Annotated in this window: 20 protein-coding genes; 7 read left to right on the top strand and 13 right to left on the bottom strand. The window is 63.8% G+C overall.

The window, feature by feature from the left end; all coding sequences use genetic code 11:
* Positions 1-5: 5 nt before the first annotated feature.
* The 3 genes from acnA to thyA form a co-directional block, all read right to left on the bottom strand.
* The gene (gene acnA, locus RBH26_RS00620; RefSeq protein WP_306755872.1) at positions 6-2,768 is read right to left on the bottom strand and encodes an aconitate hydratase AcnA; all 2,763 of its coding nucleotides are present in this window, start codon (positions 2,766-2,768) and stop codon (positions 6-8) included.
* A 223-nt stretch (positions 2,769-2,991) separates the two neighbouring features.
* Entirely contained in the window at positions 2,992-3,543 is a 552-nt protein-coding gene (locus RBH26_RS00615; RefSeq protein ID WP_306755871.1) for a dihydrofolate reductase, read from the bottom strand.
* Positions 3,540-4,556 carry a thymidylate synthase gene (thyA, locus tag RBH26_RS00610; RefSeq protein ID WP_306756304.1) on the bottom strand — a complete coding sequence of 339 codons (1,017 nt, stop codon included), beginning with the start codon at positions 4,554-4,556 and terminating at the stop codon, positions 3,540-3,542. The genes RBH26_RS00615 and thyA overlap by 4 nt, the downstream gene beginning before the upstream one ends.
* 284 nt (positions 4,557-4,840) lie before the next feature.
* On the opposite strand from thyA, the gene RBH26_RS00605 reads away from it, so the two are divergent.
* The gene (locus tag RBH26_RS00605) at positions 4,841-6,394 is read left to right on the top strand and encodes a ribonuclease H-like domain-containing protein (RefSeq protein WP_306755870.1); all 1,554 of its coding nucleotides are present in this window, start codon (positions 4,841-4,843) and stop codon (positions 6,392-6,394) included.
* A gap of 3 nt (positions 6,395-6,397) precedes the next feature.
* Entirely contained in the window at positions 6,398-9,076 is a 2,679-nt protein-coding gene (locus tag RBH26_RS00600; protein ID WP_306755869.1) for a DEAD/DEAH box helicase, read from the top strand.
* A 206-nt stretch (positions 9,077-9,282) separates the two neighbouring features.
* On the opposite strand, the gene RBH26_RS00595 is transcribed toward RBH26_RS00600, so the two are convergent.
* The gene (locus tag RBH26_RS00595) at positions 9,283-9,573 is read right to left on the bottom strand and encodes a transcriptional regulator (protein ID WP_306755868.1); all 291 of its coding nucleotides are present in this window, start codon (positions 9,571-9,573) and stop codon (positions 9,283-9,285) included.
* Between the two features lie 171 nt (positions 9,574-9,744).
* Between RBH26_RS00595 and purD the strand changes: the two genes are divergently transcribed.
* Entirely contained in the window at positions 9,745-11,037 is a 1,293-nt protein-coding gene (gene purD / locus RBH26_RS00590) for a phosphoribosylamine--glycine ligase (RefSeq protein ID WP_306755867.1), read from the top strand.
* 58 nt (positions 11,038-11,095) lie between these two features.
* On the opposite strand, the gene RBH26_RS00585 is transcribed toward purD, so the two are convergent.
* From RBH26_RS00585 to RBH26_RS00575, 3 genes are all read right to left on the bottom strand, one after another.
* Positions 11,096-11,437 carry a hypothetical protein gene (locus RBH26_RS00585; RefSeq protein WP_306755866.1) on the bottom strand — a complete coding sequence of 114 codons (342 nt, stop codon included), beginning with the start codon at positions 11,435-11,437 and terminating at the stop codon, positions 11,096-11,098.
* Between the two features lie 165 nt (positions 11,438-11,602).
* A complete protein-coding gene (locus tag RBH26_RS00580; protein ID WP_306755865.1) occupies positions 11,603-12,958 on the bottom strand; it encodes an aminotransferase class III-fold pyridoxal phosphate-dependent enzyme in 1,356 nt (451 codons plus the stop codon).
* Between the two features lie 49 nt (positions 12,959-13,007).
* Positions 13,008-14,300, bottom strand: a complete 1,293-nt coding sequence (locus tag RBH26_RS00575) for an MgtC/SapB family protein (RefSeq protein WP_306755864.1) — start codon at positions 14,298-14,300, stop codon at positions 13,008-13,010.
* 211 nt (positions 14,301-14,511) lie between these two features.
* On the opposite strand from RBH26_RS00575, the gene RBH26_RS00570 reads away from it, so the two are divergent.
* Positions 14,512-14,682 carry a hypothetical protein gene (locus RBH26_RS00570; RefSeq protein WP_306755863.1) on the top strand — a complete coding sequence of 57 codons (171 nt, stop codon included), beginning with the start codon at positions 14,512-14,514 and terminating at the stop codon, positions 14,680-14,682.
* Between the two features lie 39 nt (positions 14,683-14,721).
* On the opposite strand, the gene RBH26_RS00565 is transcribed toward RBH26_RS00570, so the two are convergent.
* The 3 genes from RBH26_RS00565 to RBH26_RS00555 all read right to left on the bottom strand — a co-directional run bounded on the left by RBH26_RS00565 (position 14,722) and on the right by RBH26_RS00555 (position 16,684).
* Positions 14,722-14,997 carry a PadR family transcriptional regulator gene (locus RBH26_RS00565; RefSeq protein WP_152942641.1) on the bottom strand — a complete coding sequence of 92 codons (276 nt, stop codon included), beginning with the start codon at positions 14,995-14,997 and terminating at the stop codon, positions 14,722-14,724.
* A gap of 484 nt (positions 14,998-15,481) precedes the next feature.
* Positions 15,482-15,628 (bottom strand): hypothetical protein, encoded by a 147-nt coding sequence (locus tag RBH26_RS00560; RefSeq protein ID WP_006671865.1) that lies wholly within the window; start codon positions 15,626-15,628, stop codon positions 15,482-15,484.
* Positions 15,629-15,982: 354 nt separating this feature from the next.
* The gene (locus tag RBH26_RS00555) at positions 15,983-16,684 is read right to left on the bottom strand and encodes a hypothetical protein (protein WP_306755861.1); all 702 of its coding nucleotides are present in this window, start codon (positions 16,682-16,684) and stop codon (positions 15,983-15,985) included.
* A 360-nt stretch (positions 16,685-17,044) separates the two neighbouring features.
* Here RBH26_RS00555 and RBH26_RS00550 point away from each other — a divergent pair, with 360 nt between their 5' ends.
* Positions 17,045-18,055, top strand: a complete 1,011-nt coding sequence (locus RBH26_RS00550; RefSeq protein ID WP_306755860.1) for a lysylphosphatidylglycerol synthase transmembrane domain-containing protein — start codon at positions 17,045-17,047, stop codon at positions 18,053-18,055.
* Between the two features lie 45 nt (positions 18,056-18,100).
* Entirely contained in the window at positions 18,101-18,823 is a 723-nt protein-coding gene (locus tag RBH26_RS00545) for a TFIIB-type zinc ribbon-containing protein (protein ID WP_306755859.1), read from the top strand.
* Positions 18,824-18,850: 27 nt separating this feature from the next.
* Here the strand turns inward: RBH26_RS00545 and folD are convergent, their stop codons facing one another.
* The 3 genes from folD to glyA all read right to left on the bottom strand — a co-directional run bounded on the left by folD (position 18,851) and on the right by glyA (position 21,348).
* Positions 18,851-19,744 carry a bifunctional methylenetetrahydrofolate dehydrogenase/methenyltetrahydrofolate cyclohydrolase FolD gene (gene folD, locus RBH26_RS00540; protein ID WP_306755858.1) on the bottom strand — a complete coding sequence of 298 codons (894 nt, stop codon included), beginning with the start codon at positions 19,742-19,744 and terminating at the stop codon, positions 18,851-18,853.
* Positions 19,745-19,868: 124 nt separating this feature from the next.
* Positions 19,869-20,054, bottom strand: a complete 186-nt coding sequence (locus RBH26_RS00535) for a hypothetical protein (protein WP_306755857.1) — start codon at positions 20,052-20,054, stop codon at positions 19,869-19,871.
* Positions 20,055-20,100: 46 nt separating this feature from the next.
* A complete protein-coding gene (gene glyA / locus RBH26_RS00530; RefSeq protein WP_306755856.1) occupies positions 20,101-21,348 on the bottom strand; it encodes a serine hydroxymethyltransferase in 1,248 nt (415 codons plus the stop codon).
* 296 nt (positions 21,349-21,644) lie between these two features.
* On the opposite strand from glyA, the gene RBH26_RS00525 reads away from it, so the two are divergent.
* Positions 21,645-23,783 (top strand): hypothetical protein, encoded by a 2,139-nt coding sequence (locus tag RBH26_RS00525; protein ID WP_306755855.1) that lies wholly within the window; start codon positions 21,645-21,647, stop codon positions 23,781-23,783.
* Positions 23,784-23,992 lie beyond the last annotated feature (209 nt).

Here is a 23,992-nt window from a genome sequence, read left to right as displayed (position 1 = left end):
GACCGTTAGGCCGTCTCTTCTTGCAGCAGGCGTCGCAGCACGAGGTGGAGCACGCCGCCGTTCTCGACGTACTCGACGGCCATCGGCGTGTCGACCTGTGCGGTCACGTCGAACTCGACGGTTTCACCGTCGTCTTTCTCGGCCGTGACGGTCAGTTCGGCGTTGGGCTCGAGGCCGTCCTCGAGGCCGGAAATCTCGAAGTACTCGTCGCCCTCGAGGCCGAGCTCCTCCCAGCCCTCGCCGTCCTCGAACTGCAGGGGCAGGACGCCCATGCCGATGAGGTTGTCGCGGTAGATGCGTTCGTAGCTCTTGCCGATCGTCGCGCGGATGCCGAGCAGGTCGGTGCCTTTGGCGGCCCAGTCGCGGCTCGAGCCGGTCCCGAGTTCCTCGCCGGCCATGACGATCAGCGGGGTGTCCTCCTCGCGGTAGCGCTCGGAGGCCTCGAAGACGGTCGTCTCCTCGTCGGTCGGGTGGTGGATCGTGTAGCCACCCTCCTTGCCGTCTAACATCTCGTTTTTGATGCGGACGTTCGCGAACGTGCCCCGCATCATGACCTCGTGGTTCCCACGACGTGAGCCGTAGGTGTTGAACTCGTGGGGTTCGACGCCGCGTTCTGTGAGCCACTGGCCGGCCGGCAGATCCTCGCCGAAGAGACCGGCGGGACTGATGTGGTCGGTCGTGACCGTATCACCGAGGGTCAGCAGCGCGCGGGCGTCGGAGACGTTGTCGACGCCCGGCTTCTCGAGCGGGAAGTCCTGGAAGAACGGCGGCTCGCGGATGTAGGTCGACTCCGGATCCCAGTCGTAGACGTCGCCCGTAGGGGCATCGAGCGACTCCCAGCGCTCGTCGCCCTCGTAGACGCTGGCGTACTTCTCTTCGAACATCTCGGGGGAGATGTTGTCGTGGATGGTCTCGCGGATCTCTTCCGTGTCCGGCCAGATGTCCTCGAGGTAGACCTCTTCGCCGTCGTCGTTCGTCCCGATCGGCTCCGCTTCGAGGTCGATGTCCATCCGGCCCGCGAGGCCGTAGGCGACGACCAGCGGCGGGCTGGCGAGGTAGTTGGCCTTGATCTTCGGGTGGATGCGCGCTTCGAAGTTGCGGTTGCCCGAGAGGACACTCGTCGTCCAGAGGTCGTGTTCGTCGATCGCGTTCTCGATCGGCTCCGGCAGCGGGCCGGAGTTGCCGATACAGGTCGTACAGCCGTAGCCGACGACGTGATAGCCCAGTTCCTCTAAGTCGTCGAGCAGGTCGGCTCGCTCTAAGTACTCCGTGACGACCCGGCTGCCGGGTGCGAGGCTCGTCTTGACGTAGTCGGGCACCTCGAGTCCCTGCTCTGCGGCGTTGCGGGCGAGCAGGCCGGCGCCGACCATCACGGACGGGTTCGACGTGTTCGTACAGCTCGTAATGGCGCTGACGAGAACGTCGCCGTGGCCGATCTCGACTTCGGTGCCGTCCTCGAGTTCGACGGGAACCTTCTCGTCTAGTGCCAGGCCCGGTCCGGCGTCGGTCGCGTCGGCTGCGGCCGTGCCGCTGCCGTCGCCGATCGCGGGTTCGCCGCCGGGACCGATGACGCCCTGTTCCTCGAGCAGGTTCGGGAAGTGCCCGTCGAGATCACCCATCGGGATGCGCTGGTGGGGCTTTTTGTGGCCCGCGAGGCTGGGTTCGACGTCGCTGAGGTCGAACTCGACGGTCTCGGTGTACTCGGGTTCCTGCTCGCCGAACAGACCCTGTGCCTCTAGGTACTCGCGGACGAGGTCGACGTGGTCGGGGTCGCGACCCGTGAGTTCGAGGTACTCGAGGGTCTTCTCGTCGACGGGGAACATGCTGATCGTCGAGCCCTGTTCGGGGGCCATATTCGAGATGGTCGCCCGATCCGCGACCGAAAGCTGGGAGACGCCGGGGCCGTAGAACTCGACGAACTTGTCGACGACGCCGACTTCGCGGAGCTGCTCGGTGATGTGAAGCACGAGGTCCGTCGCCGTCGCACCATCGGGAAGTTCACCCGAGAGGCGGACGCCGACGACCTCCGGCAGGGACATGTTGATCGGCTGACCGAGCAGTGCGGCCTCGGCTTCGATACCGCCGACACCCCAGCCGACGACGCCAATGCCGCCGATCATCGGAGTGTGGCTGTCGGTGCCGACGAGCGTGTCGGGGACGAGCCACTGCTCGCCGTCGACCTCGCGCTCGTGGACGACACGCCCCAGGTGTTCTAAGTTGACCTGGTGGACGATGCCCGTTCCCGGGGGAACGACGTTGAACTCGTCGAAGGCCTGCTGGGCCCACTTGATCGCACGATATCGCTCCTCGTTTCGCTCGTACTCGATCTCGACGTTTTGCTCGTAGGCGTCCTCGGTACCGAAGTGGTCGACCTGCACGCTGTGGTCGATCACGAGGTCACAGGGGACTTCGGGTTCGACGACCGTCGGGTCGACGCCTTTGCGGTCGGCGGCCGAGCGAAGCGCCGCGAGGTCCACCACTGCAGGAACGCCGGTCAGGTCCTGTAGGACGACCCGTGAGACCGTAAACGGCACCTCGGCGTCCGGAACGTCCGGTTCCCACGAGGCCGCGGCGCGGATCGAGTCGGCGTCGATCTGGTCGCCGTCGGCGTTTCGCAGCACCGACTCGAGTAAGATCCGGATGCTCACCGGCAGTTTCTCGAGGTCACAGAGACCCTGCTCCTCTAAGACCGTGAGATCGGCCATCTTGTACGTCTCGCCGTCGTGTTCGAACTCCCGGATTGCATCCGAGAACTCATCGGTTGACATTGTGTCCCCTTCGAAGTCATCACATTTGAAACTGCCGAGATTTCCGAGTAGAGGGTATTAACGCGCCGTACTTGTAGGTGGTTGACTACCTGAAGCTGTCGGTCGTATCGGCCCCTGTTTGTTTCAAAAATCGTGATAGAATCTACCGTGACCGAAAGGTTCCCGCTCCGCTCGTGAGATTCGAACCTCGGCATCGAACGGGATGGTCACACTACCGGACAGATCAGGCTGTCCGCACGTATTCGACGAAGTCGAATCCGTCGTGGGTATCGCGGTCGACCTCCTCCCACTCGTCGTCTCGATCCCAGGCGGGGAACTGGGTGTCCCCGCCGGGTTCCCGGTGAACCTCGGTCACGACCAGCCGCTCGAGTGCCGGCAGGAACTGCTCGTAGACGGTCGCCCCGCCGGCGACGAAGATCCGGTCGGCGTCGTCGTGGTGCTCCCGTGCAGCCCGCTCGGCCGCCTCGAGTGCATCCTCGAGACCGCCCGCAGTGACGGCGTTCTCGGGCGTCTCGAGATCCCGGCTCGTCAATACGATCGTCGTCCGGCCGGGAAGCGGTTCACCGAGCGCCTCGAGAATACCCTCGTAGGTGACCCGGCCCATGATCACCGGATGGTCCATCGTCGTCTCCTTGAAGTGTTTTAGATCCTCGGGAATGTGCCACGGCATGTCGCCGTCCGCTCCGATGACGCCGTTGTCGGCGACGGCGACGATACCGACGAGTTCGCGGTCGGACTCGAGGGCCGGCTCGGGGGTAGAATCGCTGTCAGTCATTCGGCGACCGCGAACTCGATGCCCTCGTGGGACTCGTATGCTTTCAACTGGACGTCTTCGTAGGCCAACTCGTCGATCGAAACGTCGGCGACCTCGAGGGTCGGGCGCTCGAGCGGTTCTCGCGAGAGTTGCTCGAGCAAGCCGGGAACGTGATCGAGGCGTTCGTCACCGTCGGCTTCGGCAGGGGCTTCGGACTCGAGCCACTCTCGGATGGTGAGGTACTCCTCGCGGTCGTCGACATCGGCGAGACGGGACTGCAAGGCCTCGAGGTTGTCGGCATACCACTCCCCGCGGTCGCCACGGCCGCAATAGACGTGGGCGTCGACGACGGTGTGAGCGAAGGTGCCGGGTTCGAAACCGGTCTGCTGGGCGATAACCTTCGTCAGCAGGGCATAGGCCGCGATATTGAACGGAACGCCGAGTGCGATATCGCCCGAGCGCTGGGTCAGGTGGCAGTTCAGTCGGTCGCCCTGGACGTTGAAGACGAAGGAGTAGTGACACGGGGGCAGCGTCGAGACGGCCGCGTTGGCAGGGTGCCAGGCGTTGACGACGAGACGACGGGAGTTCGGCGAGTCCGAGAGCGTATCGATCACGTACTGCAACTGGTCGAAGGTTCGACGACCGTCGGCCTCCTCCGTGACCCACTGCTGGGTCTCGTCGGGCCAGGACTCGCCCTCGAGTCGGGCCTCACCGTCCGGAATCGGATACCGTCGCCAGAAGCGGCCGTACGCGGTGTCGAGTCGTCCCTCCTCGTCGGCCCAGGCGTCCCAGATCTTGGTCTCTTCGCGGAGATTGCGGATGTGCTCCTCGCCGGAGAGATACCAGCAGACTTCGTGGAGCATCGAATCCCAGCGGTAGCCGTCCATCTGTTTCGTGGTCAAAAGCGGGTAGCCGTCCTGGAGATCAACCTCGTAGTGCTCGCTGAACGACGAAATCGTGTCGACGCCGGTCCGATTGGGCTTGTAGGTGCCCTCGGAGAGGACCGTATCGACTAACTCGAGGTACTGTTGCATTGTCGCTCCGTTGAGCGTGGTGGTTCTTAAGTCGTTGAGGTTCCGGTGGAGATTCGTCAGTATAGTCATACGTGTCCAGCGCCGTCGACCGGCGGTCGAGATCATTGACATTACCGGACAGAACGAGTGTGAGAGTTTGCCGCTCCAGTTCGGCGAATTCGCTTCAGTGGCTGCTGTCCGGTAGTCTGAACTCGAGTCTGCGTTCGTATCCGGTCACGAGTGTGCGGTTCACTTCCACTCCGCTGTCCAAACGCTCTTTATCGCCGCGCGCCTCCCGACGACCGATGCCCGCTCGAGCCGGCGCCACCGTCCTCGCGCTCCCGCCGTCGGTGATCGCCGACCGCCCCGTCGCGACCCTCGAGGACCTCGACCGAACGCTCGAACCCGACGCCGTCTGGGTGCTCGGTCCGGAACGCGAGCCACAGGCGTTCGCTCGAGCCCGGAGTACCTTCGCCGCGCCGGCGTTTCATCCGCCTCTCGAGACCGCCGGGAACGGCCCGCTGTCTCGGCAGGTGATCGACGGCGGGGTCGGCGGCGAGACGGCCTCACTCGAGGTCGCCGTGACGCCGGGGCTACAGAGCTTGCAGGCGGCCCCGGAGTCAGTCTCGAGGACGCTCGCTGTGGACACCGATCTCGCCGCGCTCGTCTGTGACGACGTCACGACGACGACCAGACCGACAGCCCTCGAGACGGATCTGGAGGGCACAGCGACAGTGGCTGACGCCTTCCCCACGGGCGAGGTAACGACTCTCTTGACGGGAAGCCAACCCGCCGGCTACGACGCGCTGTGGCACCTCGAGCCCGATACCGGTGCCGTCCGCGACGTCGACCACGAGACGATCGGCGGCGTCGGACCGCTCGCGGCCGACTGCGTCTCGGTCCGCGTTCGTGGCGCCGGTCCCGCCGAGGGCTACGGAAACGGCCGTTCGATCGCGAGCCTGCAGGTTACCCCCGGCGGCGTCACGAGCGTCGACACCCACGACGTGACCGACTACGGCCTCGAGGCCGTCACCGGAATCGGACCGAAGACGGCGGATCGACTCGCCGATCGAGGTGTAACCACCCGCGCGGAACTCCTCGAGACACCGGTCGAAACGCTCGCGGACCTTCCCAACGTCAGTCGCGAGCGCGCTCGCAGAATGCGCCAGCACGCGACGGTCCTCGAGGTCGGCGAGCCCCGCCGGCTCACCGACGAGTCGCTCCCGGGAGCGGACTGGCACGAGCCGCCGCTGTGTCTCGACATCGAGACCGACGGCCTCTCGCCGACGATCATCTGGCAGATCGGCGTCTACGATCCCGCAAGCGACAGCTACCAGACGTTCGTCGAACGCGGCGATCCGTCAGATCCGGGCCCGGTACTCGAGGCCTTCTGTGACTGGCTCTTGGGCATGCATCCCAACCGAGCGCTGCTCACCTGGAACGGCTGGCGGTTCGACTACCGACATCTCGGCGCCTTCATCGCGAAACACGTCCCCTACTATACCGAGGAGTGGGAGTCGATCCCCAAGTTCGATCTCTACCTGTGGGCGGTCACGGAGGAACACGCCCTGTTACCCGGGCGGACGAACGAACTCGAGGTCGTCGCCGACGCGCTTGGCTACGAGGGCGCAGGGACGGGTCTCGACGGCGCACGGACGGCGGCGGCCTACCAGCGGTTCATGCGGACCGGTGCGGAACTCGAGTGGGAGCGCCACGAGGCCTACTGCGAGGACGACTGTCGGGCGCTGTGGCACGTCTACGAGCGCCTCCGGGACGCGCCGCGAGCCGACGACGTTTCGCCCGCAAACGGGGCCCCAGCCGACGACGACACCGAACAGACAGGACTGGGTGACTTCTGACAGATGAGTGACCACCGACCGAACGCACAGGACGTCCCGATCACCGGCGACGAGCTGGTCGAAACCTATCCTGGCTTGCCCGACGACGTCACCGTCCTCGAGCGCCCCGGCCGACCTGCGGAGACGGTCCCCAGCGAGGACGTGCTCCGGGCCGATCTCGCGAAACCGCTCGAGCACGACCTCTACACCCACCAGGCCGATGCCCTCGAGGCGCTTGCCGACGGCGAAAACGTCTGCGTCGCGACGAGTACGTCCTCGGGGAAGACCCGAATCTACGCGCTCCAGATCGCGCGCAACTACCTCGAGGCGCGGGCTCGGGGCATCGAATCGACCGCGTATCTGCTCTATCCAACGAAGGCACTCTCACGGGACCAGGAACGGAGCCTGAACGACCTCTTCGATGAACTGGGCCTCGAGATCACGGTCCGAGTCTACGACGGCGACACCGAACGCGGCCGCAATCGCAAGCGGATCCGCGAGGAAGCCGACGTCGTCATCACGAACTTCGCCGGCGTGAACACCTACCTGCACGACCACGATCGCTGGGCACGGTTCCTCTCGGCGTGTGATCTCGTGGTGATCGACGAGTCACACACCTACACCGGCGTCCACGGCATGCACGTCGCCTGGATCGTCCGTCGACTGAAACGCGTTCTCGATTACTACGACGCGTCACCCCAGTACGTGCTTACGAGCGCGACGGTCGGCAATCCCGGCGAGCACTCGTCGGCGCTGATCGACGAGTCGGTTACCGTCGTCGACGAGGACGGCTCCCCGACGGGGCCCCGGGATCTGGTGCTCTGGAACCCGCCGCCTCGAGACCGGGACGGGAGCCACGACGGGCGCGACGAGTGGACCGAGGCCGATCACGACGAGGATACCGACGGCGACGACGCCCTCGAGCGCGTCCCCGCGACCGTCGAGGCCCCGCGAGTACTCTCGCATCTCACCTATCACGACGCCCAGACGCTGCTGTTTACGCCCTCGCGGAAGCTCGCCGAGCTCTCGATCAAGCGAGCGTCGGAACACCGCCACGACAACCGCCGCTACTACACGCATCCTGACCGGGGAAGCGCGCTCGAGCCCTATCACGCCGGCCACTCGCGGGCGAAGCGCCACGGGACCGAACACCGGCTCAAGACCGGCATTCTGGACGGCGTCGCCTCGACGAACGCCCTCGAGTTGGGGATCGACGTCGGCGAGATGGACGCGACGGTCCAGCTCGGCTACCCAGGCCAACGCCAGTCGTTCTGGCAGCAGATCGGACGCGCGGGCCGTGGGACGAAACGTGCACTCTCGGTGCTCGTCGCCGACCACCGCACACTCGATCAGTACGTCGTCTCGAATCCGGACTACCTGCTCGAGAACGACGTCGAGGACGCCGTGGTCGACGTCGACAACGACGCCGTCTTCGCGAAACACTTGCGGTGTGCGGCCGACGAACTCGCGGTCGACGAATCGGACGTTGGGACCGTCGCCGAGCGCGAGCGACTCGAGCGCGCCGTCGAGATGTGGCGTCGCGCCGGCCAGCTCCAGGGCGCTCTCGAGACGGGCGTCTCGTATACGGGACCGCCTCGACCCCAACAGTCGATCTCGCTGTACGCGACCACGGGCGAGGAGTACGACGTCCGCCTCGCCGACGATGTCGAGGACGAGTACGATCCCGAGATGGAACCGCTCGCGAAGGAACGCGTCCTGCGTGATTTCCACGAGGGGGCAGTCAGATTGCACCAGGGCCAACAGTACGAGGTGACGAGTGTCGACCACGGTGGGCCACGTCCGACTGTCACGCTGCGGCCGACGGACGTGGACTATTACACGCGCACGCGAACGGACGTGACCGTCCTCGATGCCGTCTCCGAGCAGTCCCGCGAGATCGGTGAGTTCACGCTGCATTTCGGTCGCGGCCAGGTGCTCGTCTACCACGGCACCTACGACAAGGTGGCCGTCCACGGCGGAACGAAACGGGAACAGGGGATCCCGACCGACAACCCGCCGCTGTCGATGGAGACCCAGCTGTGCTGGCTCGAGGTGCCACAGCGCGTCGAGCGCGCTCTCATCGAAAAGTACCGCGACGTCTCGATTCCCGGGCTCGAAGACGAGTTCGCCGATACCGCCCACCTCGGGTACGCAGGTGGGCTCCACGCCGCCGAACACGCGACGATCGGCGTCGCACCACTCGAGTTGATGGTCGACAAGCGAGACCTCGGCGGACTCGCGACGCTGTCGATCGACTCACACCTCGAGCAGCCGGCTCACTCGGAGTCGGCCGCCGGACCCGACGTGTCGGCAGGCGACGACGCTCCCAAGAACATCGCCGCCGCCGAAGCGACCATCCGAGAGATCGCAAGCGGCCTCGAGCGCGACCCGACCAGCGGCTGGTTCATCTACGACGGCATCGACGGCGGCCTCGGGTTCGCACGGGCGATCTACGAGAACTTCGAGACCGTCGCCGAGCGCGCACGGGAACTGATCGCCGACTGCGACTGTGGAAACACCGGCGGCTGTCCCGCCTGCGTGATGGACGAGCAGTGTGGCAACGACAATCAGCCACTCCACCGCGGAGCCGCCGTCGACGTCCTCGATCACGTACTCGAGAACGAAGACGAGAGCGCACTGGCAGCACACCTGCCCGACGAGGACCACGGCGGCGACCGACGGCCGCCGCTGTTCTACGCGTGAACTATAGGAGCCACTGCAAGTCATTGCACACCTGATCGCCAGACGGATCGGCGATCAGTGTGTAAACCGTTGCAGTTGTTACTATCCCTCACTTCACTCGCTCACTCGCATCTGCTCGTTCGCTCGTGGAGGTAATGGCGTTCTCGCCGATCCACTGGTAACGGAGGAAAATCGTCGCGTGACGTGGCGCATACTGTCAGACGGTATCAGTTGCACGTCGAGAACCGATCGGTATCGGCCGCGACCTGTTCCAGTATCGGCCGAGCGTCGTCGAACCGTGGCCCCCGTTCGATACAGCACAGGGAACGATGCCACTCGATGAACCCGTAATCGTCCAGCTTCGGGAGATGGACGTGGTGAAACTCGAGGCGTTCCGTCTCGTCGTCGACACGGGAAATCGAAGCGGTCCGTGGACTCTCCGTCAACAACTCGAGCAGGAGGCGCCGTCGGTGGTGATTCGACAGGCTGTCGTAGAGTTCGGTACGCAGCTGTCCCATCTTGGCTCGAAAGTTGGTCTCCGTACGGCTATTCTCACGCCCTAAATATAGAGGTGTATAAGACTGGAGGCTCTGACTTCGGTCACGAACCGTTCGTTTGACCACGTACGTGCATACATCTAACTCGAGCAAAGAGCAACGCTTACAGGTTCGTGCGTTCCGCTATCGACCATGCAAGAGAACGTGCTCCTGATCGGCGGTGGTGGCCGCGAACACGCCATCGCTCGTGCGCTCGAGGACAGTGGGGTCGACCTCTATGCCTGTGCGGGCAACAGAAACCCCGGAATCGCGCGGATCGCGACCGATTTCGAGACGCTCGAGACGACCGATCCCGACGCCGTCGTCGACTACGCCGAGGACGTCGACGCGACGCTCGCCGTTATCGGTCCCGAGGCACCCCTAGAAGCCGGCGTCGCGGACGAACTCGAGGACGCCGGGATCTACGCCTTCGGACCGAAGGCCGAAGACGCCCGGATCGAGACGGACAAGGCGTTCCAGCGCCGCTTCATGGAGGAAAACGACATTCCGGGCTGTCCCGATTTCGAGACGTTCGACGACATGGAAGCCGCCTGTGAGTTCGTCGACGAGTACGACGGTGATCTGGCGATCAAGCCCGCCGGCCTCACCGGTGGCAAAGGCGTAAAGGTCATCGGGGATCAGGTCACCCCCGAAGAGGGCAAAGAGTACATCCGCGAGTCCGACTACGACCGGATCGTCCTCGAGGAACGGCTGATCGGCGAGGAGTTCACCGTCCAGGCGTTCGTCGCCAACGGTACGCTCGAGACGGCCCCGGCCGTCCAGGACCACAAACGCGCCTACGAGGGCGACGAGGGACCGAACACAGGCGGAATGGGCAGCTACTCCGACGCGACGACGGCCCTTCCGTTCATGACCGAGGACGACTACGACGAGGCAGTCTCGATCATTGAGGCAACCGTCGACGCCCTCGATGACTATCGCGGCATCCTCTACGGGCAGTTCATGCTCACCAGCGAGGGCCCGAAGGTCATCGAGTTCAACGCTCGCTTCGGTGACCCTGAGGCGATGAACACTCTGCCGGTGCTGGAGACGGACTTCCTCGAGGTCCTGACTGCCGCCCGCGACGGAGAGTCGGTGCCGGAACTCGAGTTCGCCGACCAGGCGACGGTCTGTAAGTACGCCGTGCCGGAGGGGTATCCGACCGATCCCGAGGCCGGCGCGAAGGTACAGGTAGACGAAGAGAGTGCCGGCGACGCGTTGCTCTACTACGCCAGCGTCGACGAACGCGACGACGGCATCTACACGACGACCTCGCGGTCGTTTGCGGTCGTCGGACTCGCCGACTCGATCACCGAGGCCGAGGAGATCGCCGAAAGCGCCCTCGAGGTCGCTGGCGAAGAGGGCCTGCACATGCGCCACGACATCGGCAAGCCCGACCTCGTCCAGCAGCGCATCGACCACGTCGACGAACTTCGCGGCGAATAATCGAGCCGTCTCGAGATCGACGACGCCACGGATTCCTCGTGGCTACTGTCGGACAGAGCTATTCGACGTCGGTGAACTCGTCGACGTCCTCACCGACCGACGACCGGAGTTCGTCGACGTCGACGTTCGAACGTAACTGGTCCCGGTCGATCGCCGCCTCGAGCGTTTCGACGTCGGTCACCGCCTCGAGGCCGCCCCGATCGATCGCTGCCTCGAGCGTGTCGGCGTCGACGGCTGCGCCCAGCGAGTCCTCGTCGGCGTCGGTCGCTGCTTGCAGGGCCCGTCGGACAGCGATATAACCCGCGAGGGCGATGCCACCCGAGGCGATCGCTCCGGGGATTCCGTAGCGTTTGTAGCCGAACGTCACTGCCTTTTTCCCCGCGGTGAGTGCGCCGATCATCGTCTCTCGAGTTCGTGCGGTAGCCGAAAGAGGACCGGGCTTTCGTGTGACGATGGCCCGTCGAAACGGGTCAGCAAGTCATACGGTCTCCCGTCGTCACTGCCCGCCGATCGCCGGCTCCACTCCATCCTGGCGATCGGCGGGAGATCAGTACAGCAGTCCGTCTCAGTTCGTGGACGATTCGACGGCCGCGACCGCCTCGAGCAACAGCTCGACGGCGAGGTCGATCTCTCGCTCGGTGACGTCGAGTGGCGGCAGCAGTCGCAGTGTCTTGTGGCCACAGCCAAGCGTCAACAGGCCGCGTTCGAACGCGGCCTCGAGGACGGTCTCGCGTCGCTCCTTCGTGTCGAACTCGACGGCGAGCATCAATCCTTTCCCGCGGACGTCGATGGCTCCGGCTGCCTCGCCGTCTTCGATGGCGTCCTCGAGGCGGTCGCGGAGCTGTCGGCCTCGCCTGCGGGCGTTCTCGAGCAAGTTCCGTTCGTGGACGACGTCGATCGTCAGCGCGCCCTGTACCGAGGCAATGACGTCCCCACTGCCCCACGTCGACGAGAGTCGCCCCTTCTCGTCGGGGAAGACGTCCGATCGTGAGATCGTCGCCCCAACGCGGAGGCCCTTTCCGGCCGCGATGACGTCCGGGGTGAGCTCGAAGTGATCGACGGCCCACTGCTCGCCCGTCCGGCCGAGACCCGACTGAATCTCGTCGGCGACGATCGTCAAGTCGTATCGCTCCCGCAGTGCCTCGAGGTCGCGAGCGAACTCGGGCATGGCGACCCGGTAGCCGCCCTCGCCCTGGATCGGTTCGAGGATCAGGTAGGCGACCTCGTCGGGATCGATGACGCCGACGTCGGGGTGAAGTCGATCCGCGACGACGTTGCCGCCGGGACCGTCTGTCAGCCACCGTTCTTCGTAGATCGCTTCGCTCGAGGGGAAGGGAACGCTGACGACGCCCGGCAGTTCGGGAAACCCCCGTCGGTGGACGGTCTTCGAGCGGTTCAGCGAGAGCGCACCGAGCGTCCGACCGTGAAAGGCACCCTCGAAGGTAAACGCACGGTGGCCGCCCGACGCATAACAGATCTTGATGGCGTTCTCGACGGCCTCGGCACCGGAGTTCGAGAGGAAAACTCGGTCCATATCGTAGTGGTCGGTCATCGCGACTAGCCGATCCATGAGCTGGGTCGGCCCCGGAAGGTCGGTGTCCTCGGGGTCGCCACCGTTGCTCACGTAGAAGTCCTGTCCGGCGATCTTCAGTGGATCGACGAGGTCGAACGCCTCGAGTTTCTCGCGGACGGCGGGATTGTTGTAGCCAAGCGGCGCGGCAGCGACGTGACTCGTGAAATCGAGCAAGACGTTCCCGTCGACGTCGGTACAGAACGGCCCGATCGCCTCGGCAGTCGTGTCCCAGACGAACTCGTAGACGTGCGTACTGGGCGCGGCGTGTTCGTGGTGAAAATCGACCCACCGCCGAGCGCGTTCGCCGGGGATCTCCCCGACGCTCGGCTCGATCGTGTCGCGATCCATACGATGTGTTAGCATGCGAGTATAGTAATAGTCGCCGGCCGGAACGGTACTAGATCACGATCGCGACGGTCGCCAGTGCACCGCCGACCAGAAGCAGGCCGCTGTAGACGGCGACCTGATTTCGAAACCGGCTGTTCGACGACGTCGCCGCGAGCACGGTCTTGACGACGATACTCGAGACCGTCGCCAGCAGGATCGCGATCGTCGCCTCGGCCGGCCCGAGTTGGCCGCCACGGTAGAGGACGACGGCCGACGTCGTCGCTCCGGCACTCGAGACGAAGCCGCTGGCGACGGCGGTCGCGTAGAAGCCAAGCGTCCCGAACCAGCTCTCGGCCAGCGAACCGAAGACGAGGACGACGAGGAAGACGGCCCCGAACGCGAGGGCGTTTTTCATCGAGAACGGACTCTCGAGTTCGATCGGTCCGGATTCGCGCCAGTCGGCGGTCCAGGCGGCGACGGCGAACGCGGTCAGAATGACCGCACCGAGAGGGACGATCGCTTCGAGGAGCAGCGCCGTCCCGCCACCCATCGTGAAACCGACGGCGATGGCGAGGTTACGGGCGGCCATCGCCGCGTTGGCGAGCAAGATCGCAGCGACGGCGTAGGAGGCCGCCTCGGGCCGCTGGCGGACGTGATCGAGCATCGTCCCGACGACGGCCGTCGAGGAGGCCAGCCCGCCGAAGAAGCCGGTGACGGCGATCCCTCGACCGCCGTAGGTCGAGACGATGGCGTAGTTGGCGATCCCGATCCCAGCGACGGCAACGACCATCAGCCAGATGACCTGGGGCTCGAGCGGGATCACCAGCCCGCCGAACTCGAGGGCCACCTCGGGCGGCAACAGCGGATAGATGACGAACGCGAGGATGGCGAACTCGGTCGTCGAACGCATTTCCTCGTGGGTCAGTCCCCAGGCGAACTCATGGAGTTCCCGCTTGAGGACGAGCAACAGCGACGAGAGGACGGCGACGGTGACACCCTCGATGATGAACCCGGCGGCGACCAGCGTGCCGACGCCGTAGGCGACGAGCATCGAGACCGAGGTCGTCAGCGAGAGGCCCGCTCCGTCGTCGCTTAGCAGTCCCTGAATCGCCAGCAACACACCCTGGACGATCACGAGCAACCCACCGAGAACGAGAAGCGCTTCGCCGATCTCGGTCTCGAAGACCAGCAACGTAAAGACGGCTCCGAGGAGGCTGATCAGCGAGAACGTCCGGATCCCCGCCGACTTCTGTGACCACTCGCGCTCGAGGCCGAGAAACATCCCGAGTGCACCGGCCAGCGCGATCCGGACGACGGTCTCGTCCAGCGGCGCATCGGCGATCTGCAGCGTAACCTCGTTCACTGACAGACGTTCTCCGTGAGCACATATAAGCGGCGTGCCGAATTCGGCGTGGAGACGTGCTCACTGGACTCGCTTCTCTTGCAGTCGGCGACCGTCCCGCGGACAGTATAGTAGCCACTGAAAGTCAATGCACACCCGATCGCACGACGGCTGTGCGATCGGTGTGTGAATCGTTTCAGTTGTTACTATAGTCGAACGCCGACTCCGTCGTTTGGAACGAACAGTCCGGACACCGTTTGACGCGACTCGCTCGAGACATCTCGTCTGTCCGCTCCGACCCGCCCCAGCCGAAGAGAAATGGAACGAACGGGAGAAACAAGAACAGCAGTACCGTCTCGAGGAACACCCAGGCGGCGATACTCACGGCGACGCCGAGAAGTAACCCAACGAGCGCGGTGATCGTTCGCGACCGTACAACGCCCTACAGGTCGACGTACTGCGCTTCCCACTCACGGCGCGCCTCGAGTTCGCGCCGGCCGCGACGCGTCAGCGTATAGAAGTTCGTACGCCGGTCACGCCGTCCCTTCTCGACGAGTCCCTTGTCGACGAGGGTGTCGAGGTTGGGGTAGAGCCGGCCGTGGTGGATCTCCTTTTCGTAGTACTCCTCGAGTTCCTCTTTGATAGCCAGTCCGTGGGGTTCCTCCTCGCCAGCGATGACGTACAGTAGGTCTCGCTGAAATCCTGTCAAGTCGTACATTGGGAAAGTACCAGTCGTACTTACTGTCGAATTTTAATAAGGCTATCGGGTTGTTACGAGTGAAACAGTGATATTACCTCCGATACCTGGCGTCTTCGCGGATTCGAATAGATAACAGCTGTGATGGGTTCACGGACGGACATACGTAATCGGCAGTTCATGTTTACTGTCCGTTTAGATCGGTTTCGTATTTTTATACTACTCGAGGCAGAACCGATCGGATCAGGCAGATCTATAGACGACTATCGGATCCGCCGTAGACGACGCGAGAAACGAGAGTCCAGCAGCTACGAATTCGATTCCATTCGAAACAGGAAAGCAAATCGCGTGACGGGAAAAGTGTCACGCGATCGCTTGCCGCCCTGAATTGGTCCCCGCTGACGCTTCGGCCCTCCAAGCGAAGCGTCACCTGAACGATTTCTCCGCGTGTACTTAAAAGTAACGACACTGGCTCGGCGGCTGACACCTCACGGTCGCAACCGGCTCAGATGTGTTCTTCCTCGAGGACCCAGCCGAGGGCGCGTTTGTAGTAGGTGAACATCTCCTCGACGCCATCGTGGCGCATTTCGTCGCTCTCGAGGTGTTCTTTGAGGAACTCGTACTGCTCACGAATTTCGTCTTCGTCTCGCATACACGTCGGTATAACGCGGAGAACGGAAAAAGTCTCCTCGCTGATTCGGGTTGAACCACCGATTCGACGGAGGAGACGCCGGTAACAGCCGATTGGACCGAGCGACCGCTTCGTTACGGCCGTTTTCGTCGGGAAGCCGATGGTTTCGATTCGACAACGGTTCGGGAAATCGCTTATACTGCTGTCCGGGAGCGATGTCGAGAGAACCGATGGGACACGACGGCCGGTGGGTCGCTGGCCGCCCAGAGACGACTGCCGGGTAGAAGTCAGCCGCCGAACGGCCGATCTTCGTATCGACAGTCGACCGCGTCGTGCTATCGTGAGGTCGTACTCTCGTCAGGCCGTGGCTGCCCGTTAGAGCGCGTCGTCGGTATCGTCGTCTTCGTCGTCATCCATCATCTCATCGTCATCGTCGTCTTCCTCATCGTCGTCCAGCGTCAGCGTGACTTCCTCGTCGTCGCCGTCGATTTCGACGTCCTCCTCGGCCTCGTCGCCCTCGTATTCGGCCATGACGGTGTACTCGCCGTCCTCGAGGTCGTCGAACTCGACTTCGCCGTCTTCGTCGGTTTCCTCTTCTCGCGGGAAGTCCTCCTCGTCGTCTTCGTCGTCCATCATCTCGTCGTCATCGTCATCGTCCTCGTCGTCTTCGTCGTCCATCATCTCGTCGTCATCGTCATCGTCCTCGTCGTCTTCGTCGTCGTCCATCACCTCGTCGTCATCGTCATCGTCCTCCTCGTCGTCTTCGTCGTCGTCCATCACCTCGTCGTCTTCGTCGTCGTCCTCCTCGTCGTCCGCTTCCTCGAGTTCGACGGTCGCACCCTCGACTGGCTCTTCGTCTTCGTCCTCGACGATGACCGTCAGCGTGTACGTATCATCGTCGTCGTCCATTTCTTCGTCGTCGTCCATGTCATCGTCCATGTCGTCGTCTGCGGCCGGCTCTTCGTCGTCTTCTGGGTCGTCTTCGTTGCCCTCGTCGGCACAGCCAGCGAGTACGAGTGCACTTGCGGTACCTGCGGCGGCGACGAACTTACGACGGTTCAGTTCTGAATCGGACATATCTCTGGGTAGGATGTTCTCGGTAGTTTCAGTGGGGCCTGCAACTGCCGCCCGTTAATGACGTGTTGAACGTCATCTAACGCCCGATGACCGTCATCGATCGAATACCGTTCGGTGCATAAATTCGGCGGTGACTGCTACAACTGTCAGCAGTCGATGATAGTAGCTGCTGACGGTCACTGCAGACTCGAGCATCCGACAGTCGGCAATCGGCGTTACCACACCGGTCGTATCGTCGAACCGCCTAATCGAACGATAGCGCGGGCAAAACGCGCATCGAACACGTTCGACAGTCCGATCGACGTTCGTTCCTTTTTTACATTCATAAGATAGTTGTATGGACAGTACAATGGTGCGGTCGTGAAGCGACGGATTGCCCTCGGATTCGTAGTCGCCGTGATCCTTCTGGGTCTCCTGATCGGCGCAGTCGGCAGTCGAGACATCCTCGCCGAACTCTCCGAGGCAGACTATCGACTGCTCGGTCTCGGCTTCCTCTCGGGGGCGCTTGCGCTGACGTTTCGCGGACTCGTCTGGGAACGGTTTATCGCGCTGATCGACGAGACGATGTCGCGCAAACGGATCGGCAGTATCTTTCTGACTGCGATGTTCATCAAGTACGCGACACCCTACGGTCAGTTGGCGACCGAGCCGTTCGTCGCGTATCTGGTCTCTCAGGGCGGCGAAATGGCGTACGAAGACGGACTGGCGAGTATCGTCTCCGCCGATCTGCTCAACTACATTCCGTACTACACGTTCGGATTCCTGGCACTCGGCATGATCTCGATCGGTGGGACCCTCGGAGACGGAATGCTGGTGCAGTTCGCCGCGTTCGCCGGCCTGTTCGTCGTCGTCGCGTCGCTCGTCTACGTCGTCGTTCGCTGTCGAGAAGTGGTCTACAGGCTCGTTCTCGGCGCCGCTGCTGTGGTCCGCCGGCTCGTCGGCCGACTCACCGACCGATTCGACGACCAGCTCTCTCCCGGTGCCGTTCGCACGCGACTGGACGGCTTCTATACCTCCGTCGAAACGATCACGACCGACAGACGGACGCTCGTGATCGCGACCGTCTACGCTCACCTCGGGATGGCCTTCCTGATGCTGCCCGTCTACATCGGTGCGATCGCGCTTGGGTACCAGCTCGCCTTACCCGTCGTCGCTATCGTCGTCGCGCTCGGAAAGCTTGGATCGGTCGTCCCCGCACCGGGTGGTACGGGTGGCGTCGAAGCCATCGTCACGGCCGGGCTCACCACGATCGGACAGCTCGAGCCGGCCGCTGCACTGACCGTCGCATTGATCTACCGGGTCTGTACGTACTGGCTCACGATCGGCGTCGGGGGGCTCTCTGCCGTTGGACTGCTCGTCGGCGACACGTAGTCGACTCCGATGTGGTTTTTGGGCTGGCCGTCCGTACAGTACGGTATGAAGATCCGGGGCGAGCGCGAGTGCAAGGAGTGTGGGACCCGCTGGTCGTACTACGAGACGGGGAGCGTCGGCTGTCCCGCCTGTGGGAGCCTTCACAGCGTCGGCGTCGACGATCGCACCGAACACACCGATCTCCAGGTCGGGTTCGACCTCACGGACGTCCGCAACGCGATCGAGGAGCTCTCGACCGACGAGGTCGCCGACCGTGCTCGCGAGGCGTGTCGCGAGTACGTCCGCCGACGTGGTTTCGTCAACGCCGGTGACCTCCGCGAGCTCGACGACACCTATCTTGCCGCGAGCGAACTGCTCCACGTCGCCGACATCGTCCGACGGGACATCCGCCTCGAGGACCGCGAGGAGCTGTACTTCCTCTCCCTGCTCCGTGACGCCGACGATGGTCAGCGACCGCCCGCGACGGAGGTCCCACCGAGCCTCCACGGTCCCCGCGGGCTCGCCTACGCCAACGCCGTCCGTGAGTATCGACGTGACGTCCGTACCTGGGCCGCGGATCGGGATCTAATGACCGCCGAACGAAGTGCCTTAGAGACACTCGGCGAACACGTCACCCGCGTTCGGATGCTCGACGGTGAGATCGATCCACACACGGCCGACCGACTCGTCGAAGCCGCTCGTGACCTGGCAAACGGGCTACGCGGCGACGAGTTGGCGTTTACCCAGGCCCAGGACCGACTCGCCGATCTCGAGTTCGGTGTCGAGTAGCGACAGAAAAGAAAGCGATGGCCGCGGTCAGGGCAGTTCGACGTCGATCCCTTCCTGCAGGCTCGCGGCTTTGACCGTGTTGTACAGCAACATCGCTCGCGTCATCGGCCCGACGCCGCCGGGCACGGGCGTGATCGCGCTGGCCTGCTCTTTGGCACTCTCGAACTCGACGTCACCGACGAGTTCGTACCCCTTCTCGGTGTCGGCGTCAACCCGATTGACGCCGACGTCGACCACGACCGCGCCCTCTCCGATCATCGAACCGTCGACGAGTTCGGGTGCGCCGGCGGCCGCGACGACGATATCTGCACGACGGGTCTTCTCGGCGAGATCCTCCGTCCGCGAGTGACAGATCGTCACCGTCGCGTTGCCGTCGTCTGCCTTCTGGATCAACAGGTTGGCCAGCGGTTTGCCGACGATGTCCGAGCGGCCGACGATGGTCACGTCTTTGCCCTCGGTGTCGACGTCTGTGGCCTCGAGTAGCTTCTGGACGCCGTGGGGCGTACAGGGACGGAAACGGGCGTCGCCGGCCACGAGCCGGCCGACGTTCTCTGGATGGAAGCCGTCGACGTCCTTCGCGGGATCGACCCGACGGATGACTTCACGGTAGTCGACGTGGTCCGGAACGGGGGCCTGGACGATGTAGCCGTGGACGTCGTCGTCGGCGTTGAGGTCGGCGATCTCGTCGTAGAGGTCCTCGGGTGGGGCCTCCCCGTCGACGTCGACGTGGTAGCTCTCGATGCCGACCTCCTCGCAGTCGCGCTGTTTCATGTTGACGTACGTCTCGCTTGCAGGATCGTCGCCCATCAACACGGTCGCAAGCCCCGGCCGCGCACCGGCGTCCGCGAGGGTCTCGATCGCGTCCGTCAGTTCGTCTCGAATCTCGCTCGCGACAGCGTTCCCGTCGATGATCTCGGTCATTACTCGAGTGGGCGGCCGCGAGGCTAATCAACGCTCGGGTTCGTGCCCAGATTCGGTCTCGATATGCGAGTGAATATCCACGTTCGTGGATAAATTCTGGATACGTCCCGCGTTTAAGACGTCGTCAGCCGTCGGTGTTCCTGTCGGCCGTTCCCGGCTCGGAAACCGCCCAGGAAGCTGTGTCGCGCTCGTCGGTGACGACGACGTCGTACTCGGCCTCGAGGTCGCCGTACTCGTCCGTTTCTGTCGTCGAGTCGACGATATCTACTGCCGGACGACACACTGCAGAGACCGGTCGTACTCGAGACACGCTCCCAGTGACCGCGAGCGAAACGGTGAGAAATCGGTTCGTGAGCCTACTCGTACAGTGGGTTCGCGTCGCACAGCGACTGGACGTCCTCGCGGACCTCGGCGATCACGTCCTCGTCGTCGGGGTTGTCGACGACGCGGGTGATCAGGTCGGCGACCGTTCGGCAGTCTTCCTCGTCGAAGCCGCGGGTAGTCAGTGCGGGCGTGCCGGCGCGGATGCCCGAGGGGTCAAACGCCGAGCGAGTCTCGCCGGGCACCGTGTTCCCGTTCAGGACGATGCCGGCCTCCTCTAAGGCTTCCTCGGCGTCGCCACCGGAGGTGTCGGGGTGGCTCTCGCGGAGGTCGACGAGCACGAGGTGGTTGTCCGTCCCCTCCGAAACCAGCGAGAAGCCGTTGTCGGCGAGTTGCTCGCCAAGTGCCTTCGCGTTCGCGACCGTCTGTTCGGCGTACTCCTCGAATTCGGGCTCGAGTGCCTCCTTGAAGCCGACGGCCTTGCCGGCGACGTTGTGCATGAGCGGCCCACCCTGTCCGCCGGGGAAGACGGCCGCGTCGATGTCGTCGGCGTACTCCTCGTCACACATGACGATACCGCCCCGTCCGGCACGGATGGTCTTGTGGGTCGAACCGGTGACGAAGTCGGCGATGCCGACCGGCGACGAGTGGACGCCGGCGGCGACGAGACCGGTGATGTGTGCGATGTCGGCGAGATGGAGGGCGTCGACGCTGTCGGCGGCCTCCTGAATGCGCTCCCACTCGATTTCGCGCGGGTACGCGGAGTAGCCCGAGACGATGATGTCGGGTTCGAACTCCTCGGCGTGTTCGGCGAGGCCCTCGTAGTCGAGGTAGCCGGTCTCCGCGTCGACTTCGTACTGCTCGACGTCGTAGAGCTGCCCGACGAAGTTCGCCGGGTGGCCGTGACTGAGGTGGCCGCCGTGGGTCAGGTCCAGCGAGAGGATCTTGTCGCCGGGCTCTAACATCGCAAAGTAGACGGCCTGGTTTGCCTGCGTGCCCGAGTGGGGCTGGACGTTGACGTGTTCGGCACCGAACAGCTCCTGGGCGCGATCGATAGCGAGTTCCTCGACCTCGTCGGCGTACTCACAGCCGCCGTAGTAGCGCGAGCCGGGGTATCCCTCGGCGTACTTGTTCGTCAGGGCGCTCCCCTGCGCGTCGATGACCGCCTGGCTGGCGTGGTTTTCGCTGGCGATCATCTGCAGCGTCTCTCGCTGACGGTCTACTTCTCCTTCGAGTGCGTCGGCGACGGCGGGATCGACATCCCGAACGTGCTCGTGCTCCATGTCCGATGTGGCGGCTGGCGAGTGTATAAGTGTACCCGTCTTCGGCGAGTGTAGCCACTACTCTGCTGGCGATCGGCAGGACATCGGTACAGCAGCCCTACTGTCGGACAGCAGTCAGTGAGCCGTCGGTCGCGAACTCGCGGCCCCACCTACGGGACGGCCGCAGTCGCGCGACCGATCGTCGAATCGTGCTGTCCAACAGTACCGTACGAATCGTGCTCTCCGACAGTATTGTCAAATATCGTTGTTTTCCACCCGATACAACTAACTTTCTCGAGGGACATTCAGCTGACCGAATGATAGAGTGGGCGGCCGCGGGCGATACGCTCCGTGTCACCGACGCCGACAACACCGAACTGTCGGTCCACGGGAGCGCGCTCTCCGTCGACGGAACCGGACCCGACATCCCACGGCCGGTCGACGAGACGATCGTCGTGACCACCGACGAGCTCCGGTTTCCCCACGCAGTCGCCTACGCGTTTTCCCTCGGCGCCGACGAACAACACGAACTCGATCCCGACGGTTCGGCCCTGTCGCTGTCGCCCGGTGAGTACGTCGTCGATATCGACACCCAGATCAAAACCTACCTCCGGTTTTCCGGAGCGGCGACGATCGAGAAGACCGACGGCTACGAGGAGACCGTCGTCTCCTTTCCCGACCGGGTCCGTGTCATCGTCGGCTTCCGGAGCCACCACGAACTCCCCGCCGAAACGATCACCGTCCCCGACACGCCCGAGGGGATCGCCGCGGCGATCTCCCACCTCGCCGCTGCCCACAAGACCGACGGTCCCGACCGCACCTATCCGAGCCTCCGGGGCCACCCGTCGCTGCTCGAGCGCGGCGAGAGCCTCGAGATCCCCGACACCGTTCGAGCCGGTCGTCCCGACTCGGGTATCGAACTGATCGTACCGGCCGACTACGAGTCGCTGTTCGTTACCGCACCACTGGCCTACTATCTGCAGGCGACGGTCACGCCACGAGAGCCGCCGGAGACCGGGACGGCCGACGGTCCGATCCTCCGCCTGCCAGAGTTCGCGATCGAAACGCGACTCTCGGCGATGCCCGACCTCGAGCGCGACGTCGGGCGGCTGCTTCGCAAGTGTTTCTTCTTCGATTGTCTCGTCCGCAACGCCGGTCCCTACGGGACGAACCTCGGCGAACAGCGCATTCTCGAGGTCCTCGATCTCGAGGCCGACACGCTCTACGAGGCCACTCCACAACGGCGCCTCGCGACGTATCTCGAGGTTCCCGACGCCGCGATCGAACACCGACTCCCCGACTGGCATCTCTCGACGTACGTCCGACCGACCTACGACAGCGTCGAGTCGTTGCCCTTCCTGCTCGATCGGATGAGTATGATCTACATGCCCCGAACCTCGGAACTCGAGGGGAGGGAACTGGTCGAACGCTCCCTCGAGGACTTCTATCGGGCCGCTCCGAACGCAAGCGAAACCGGCGTCGTCGACAGGGCACACACCGGCCAGGTCGCGTCGGTCGATATCGTCAAACCCGACCTCCGGAACGGGCGGGTCCACGGCTGGCTCGCCGACGGCGTCCCCATCGACGTCTTCAAGACCACCACCGAGGCGTATCGGAACCGACTCGACTACCTCGAGCGCTCGAGCGACGCGACGTCGATCTGTGTCGTTTTGAACGATCCTGAGATGGCAGGCGAACACGACGACGTCGCCGCGATCTACCGCCAACGCGCCCAGGAACAGGCGATGGACGTCACCGTCGAGGAATCGCTCTCGACGGCCGCCCTCGGACGCGTCTTCGAGGACGAGTATGACTTCGTCCATTACATCGGCCACTGCGAGACAGATGGCCTGCGCTGTTCGGACGGCACCCTCTCGACGTCGAGTCTGCGACGCTGTAACGCCCAGACGTTCTTTCTCAACGCCTGTGGATCCTACTACGAGGGAATGGGACTGATCGAGAACGGCAGCGTCGCCGGCGCGGTGACGTTTTCGAAGGTGTTGAACGACCACGCCATCAAGGTTGGTTCGACGTTCGCTAAACTCCTCGTCAACGGCTTCAGCCTCGAGCGCGCGCTCGATCTCGCACGCAGGCGAATTATGATGGGGAAAGACTACGCCGTCGTCGGCGACGGCACTCACTCACTGACACAAGGCGAACATCGCCTCCCGATCACGATCGCCCTCGAGAAACTCGACGACGAGACCGGCGAGTATCTGGTTACGTTCGACTGCTACTCGACGCAAGCGACCGGTTCCTACTACTTCCCACACGTCGAGGACAACGAGTTCGCGTACCTCTGTGGCACCGAATCGAACTTCACGGTGACGACAGCAGAGTTGGGGACGCTTCTCGAGGAAACGGAAGCGTCGGTGATCTACAACGGGGACATCTACTGGTCGACCGAACTCGCATCGCGATTCGAGGCGGAGGCTACGGACCGCCGTAGGTGCTGACCCGCTTTGCCCGTATTACGTCTCGCTGTGCGTTCGCTTCCCCTCGCTTTCGGGCGATGAGTGGACACAGTATCGACCACAGTCGGTTCGCTCTGACACCCATATAGGAGTACGATGACAGATCTATGTTAAATATCTATTGCCAATTCCCACGTTCACCCTGCGAAACGGTCCTCCTGAATGTCTTCGAATATATAAAAACAATCTTA

The organism is Natronolimnohabitans sp. A-GB9 (genome assembly GCF_030848565.1).
Lineage (GTDB): Archaea > Halobacteriota > Halobacteria > Halobacteriales > Natrialbaceae > Natronolimnohabitans.
Note: the sequence above shows the minus strand (reverse complement) of the source record. Positions and strands in the feature narration are given on the sequence as shown.

What these genes read in the sequence shown, in the direction of transcription:
- acnA (WP_306755872.1), bottom strand. Translation starts at nt 2,768, where the DNA reads ATGTCAACCGATGAGTTCTCGGATGCAATCCGGGAGTTCGAACACGAC.
- RBH26_RS00615 (WP_306755871.1), bottom strand. Translation starts at nt 3,543, where the DNA reads ATGACTGACAGCGATTCTACCCCCGAGCCGGCCCTCGAGTCCGACCGC.
- thyA (WP_306756304.1), bottom strand. Translation starts at nt 4,556, where the DNA reads ATGCAACAGTACCTCGAGTTAGTCGATACGGTCCTCTCCGAGGGCACC.
- RBH26_RS00605 (WP_306755870.1), top strand. Translation starts at nt 4,841, where the DNA reads ATGCCCGCTCGAGCCGGCGCCACCGTCCTCGCGCTCCCGCCGTCGGTG.
- RBH26_RS00600 (WP_306755869.1), top strand. Translation starts at nt 6,398, where the DNA reads ATGAGTGACCACCGACCGAACGCACAGGACGTCCCGATCACCGGCGAC.
- RBH26_RS00595 (WP_306755868.1), bottom strand. Translation starts at nt 9,573, where the DNA reads ATGGGACAGCTGCGTACCGAACTCTACGACAGCCTGTCGAATCACCAC.
- purD (WP_306755867.1), top strand. Translation starts at nt 9,745, where the DNA reads ATGCAAGAGAACGTGCTCCTGATCGGCGGTGGTGGCCGCGAACACGCC.
- RBH26_RS00585 (WP_306755866.1), bottom strand. Translation starts at nt 11,437, where the DNA reads ATGATCGGCGCACTCACCGCGGGGAAAAAGGCAGTGACGTTCGGCTAC.
- RBH26_RS00580 (WP_306755865.1), bottom strand. Translation starts at nt 12,958, where the DNA reads ATGGATCGCGACACGATCGAGCCGAGCGTCGGGGAGATCCCCGGCGAA.
- RBH26_RS00565 (WP_152942641.1), bottom strand. Translation starts at nt 14,997, where the DNA reads ATGTACGACTTGACAGGATTTCAGCGAGACCTACTGTACGTCATCGCT.
- RBH26_RS00560 (WP_006671865.1), bottom strand. Translation starts at nt 15,628, where the DNA reads ATGCGAGACGAAGACGAAATTCGTGAGCAGTACGAGTTCCTCAAAGAA.
- RBH26_RS00555 (WP_306755861.1), bottom strand. Translation starts at nt 16,684, where the DNA reads ATGTCCGATTCAGAACTGAACCGTCGTAAGTTCGTCGCCGCCGCAGGT.
- RBH26_RS00545 (WP_306755859.1), top strand. Translation starts at nt 18,101, where the DNA reads ATGAAGATCCGGGGCGAGCGCGAGTGCAAGGAGTGTGGGACCCGCTGG.
- folD (WP_306755858.1), bottom strand. Translation starts at nt 19,744, where the DNA reads ATGACCGAGATCATCGACGGGAACGCTGTCGCGAGCGAGATTCGAGAC.
- glyA (WP_306755856.1), bottom strand. Translation starts at nt 21,348, where the DNA reads ATGGAGCACGAGCACGTTCGGGATGTCGATCCCGCCGTCGCCGACGCA.
- RBH26_RS00525 (WP_306755855.1), top strand. Translation starts at nt 21,645, where the DNA reads ATGATAGAGTGGGCGGCCGCGGGCGATACGCTCCGTGTCACCGACGCC.